The following is a 2,024-nucleotide window of genomic DNA, read 5'->3' as shown; positions in this document are numbered from 1 at the left end:
CGGTGACCGACCAGTCCAGGAAGAAGAACCAGCCGGTGATGTAGGCGCCCTTCTCGCCGAGGAACTCACGGGCGTAGGAGACGAATGCTCCGGAGGAGGGTCTGCGGATGGCGAGCTCGCCCAGAGCACGCACCATGAGGAAGGCGAAGATTCCGCAGACGGCATAGGCGAACATCAGTCCCGCCCCGCCGTCCTTGAGTCGCCCGCCGGCACCCATGAAAAGACCCGTGCCGATGGAGCCGCCAATGGCGATCATCTGCAGGTGACGGTTCTTCAACGACTTGTTGTAGCCGGCGTCGCCGCGGTCCCGGATCTGGTCGGGCTGGGAAGCTTGGGAGGGTGACGGTGAAGCACCCGTCTGTGGTGATGGAGAGGTGGGGGAGTGGCTGGACGGAGACTCGCTCATGGGGATCCTTACGGAGAGGGAGACCTGTTGAATGACGTGCGGAGAATACCGGGCCCGGTCGGTTCGGGTGATGCGGGGTGGCTGTCGAGCTCAGCCGCACTCCTGTCCAGGATGTGCCACGACGTCGTCATGATCCAGTGCTGAGTCGGGGGGAATCCGGGGAGGTCTGGGGGTTTGGAGGGCTCTTTGTCCTCGGCGGTGGTGCCGATGCGGCGAGGCGGACGGTTAACTGTGTCGAGGAACACGGTTCTCCCCACGGTGCTGGATTGCGGTGGTGGCCGCGGGGCCGGTATGTTCGGCTCTGCTGCTTGTGCCAGCGCCGCCTTAGCTCAGTCGGCAGAGCGATTCACTCGTAATGAATAGGTCGTGGGTTCGATTCCCACAGGCGGCTCGATCAGCCCCGGGAGGTCATGCCTTCCGGGGCTTTTGGGTTTCCAGCACCTCGCCTGCGGGCTCTTGGTGTGCCGTCCGGCACATTCGGTGGCTGTGGTGGTCGTTCCTGGCCCGGGTTTTGGGGATGACCGCATGGCTGAAATCCTTCGCTGCCGAGCGACAAGGGGCGTCGCGGCTTGAATGGAAGGATTCTCCTGGGTTGACGTGATGCTCCTCAGGGTGAGAGTGGTGGCGCTCCAGGCATTGTCTTCCGGCTGAGAGAATCCCCCACCGCTATCTGAGAGTCATCTGGGAGATTGGCCGCCTCGGATTGACTGGTCGTTGGATACCTCTATGCGGCTGGAGGAGGTGTGGTGCCATGCCTGGATTGTTCCGTCGGGTCTCGTGGGGATCTCCAAACAGGACCTCAGTGCTTTCACAGTTTTCGTCTCAGTCATCAAGACCTTCGGGGTGGTATGCCATCGCGCATCACTGTGTGATTGGAGGGTGGGACGGCTGGTAATGAGGGCGACGAATAGCCGTGTTGCATTGGGGGCAACTATTGTTTAATCTAAGGTTGTCCGCAGCGGGATACATCCTTCGGGCCCGCTCCCTCCACTCAGAATGAGGAATCATGGCACAGAAGACTCAGGTCATCCTCGTCGACGATGTCGACGGGTCCGAGGCCAATCAGACCGTCACCTTCGCCCTTGATGGCGTCTCCTACGAGATCGACCTGAACGACGAGCACGCAGCCGCTCTTCGTGAGTCCCTTGAGGAATGGATTGGAAAGGCTCGTCGCACCGGCGGCCGCCGTAGTTCCGGTCGTCGTCGTTCCAGCGGCCCCTCTGACACCCAGAAGATTCGCGAGTGGGCCCGTGAGCAGGGCCTTGAGGTTTCTGACCGCGGCCGCGTCTCTGCTGACGTGCGCAAGGCCTACTACGAGGTCAACCCCGGCAACTGAGGGAACGTGGGGCGCCCGGCTCATATGCGGCCGGTACCCCGCATCGAGTCATTCTCGAGCTGACTGCCACCTCGCACCACGACTCTGGTTGTGCGCTCAGGCGCATTACCGGGGTCGTTGTGTTTTCAATACGTGAATTCGCCCCGTGAGCGGGCGGTATCGCTGCCAGTCGTGCCTTCGTGGCGATGCGCCGGTACCCCACCATGGAGGCGCTCTCCTGGGCCTCTTGGGCCTCGCGCCATGCCCGCGATCCTGGCAGGATAGGGCCATGGCTTACACCCT

Annotated in this window: 2 protein-coding genes and 1 tRNA gene; 2 read left to right on the top strand and 1 reads right to left on the bottom strand. The window is 62.4% G+C overall.

Going from position 1 to position 2,024, the window contains the following annotated elements:
- Positions 1–406 (bottom strand): amino acid permease (locus ACO6D6_RS15390; RefSeq protein WP_484786115.1); only part of this gene is annotated, 406 nt, incomplete at its 3' end.
- Between the two features lie 318 nt (positions 407–724).
- On the opposite strand from ACO6D6_RS15390, the gene ACO6D6_RS15385 reads away from it, so the two are divergent.
- Positions 725–797, top strand: a tRNA-Thr gene (locus tag ACO6D6_RS15385).
- A 615-nt stretch (positions 798–1,412) separates the two neighbouring features.
- Entirely contained in the window at positions 1,413–1,742 is a 330-nt protein-coding gene (locus tag ACO6D6_RS15380; protein ID WP_003787869.1) for a histone-like nucleoid-structuring protein Lsr2, read from the top strand.
- Positions 1,743–2,024: the final 282 nt, after the last annotated feature.

This window comes from Arachnia sp. (genome assembly GCF_057238465.1).
Note: the sequence above shows the minus strand (reverse complement) of the source record. Positions and strands in the feature narration are given on the sequence as shown.

Excerpts from the sequence above, each read along its gene's own strand:
- ACO6D6_RS15380 (WP_003787869.1), top strand. The coding sequence starts at position 1,413 with ATGGCACAGAAGACTCAGGTCATCCTCGTCGACGATGTCGACGGGTCC.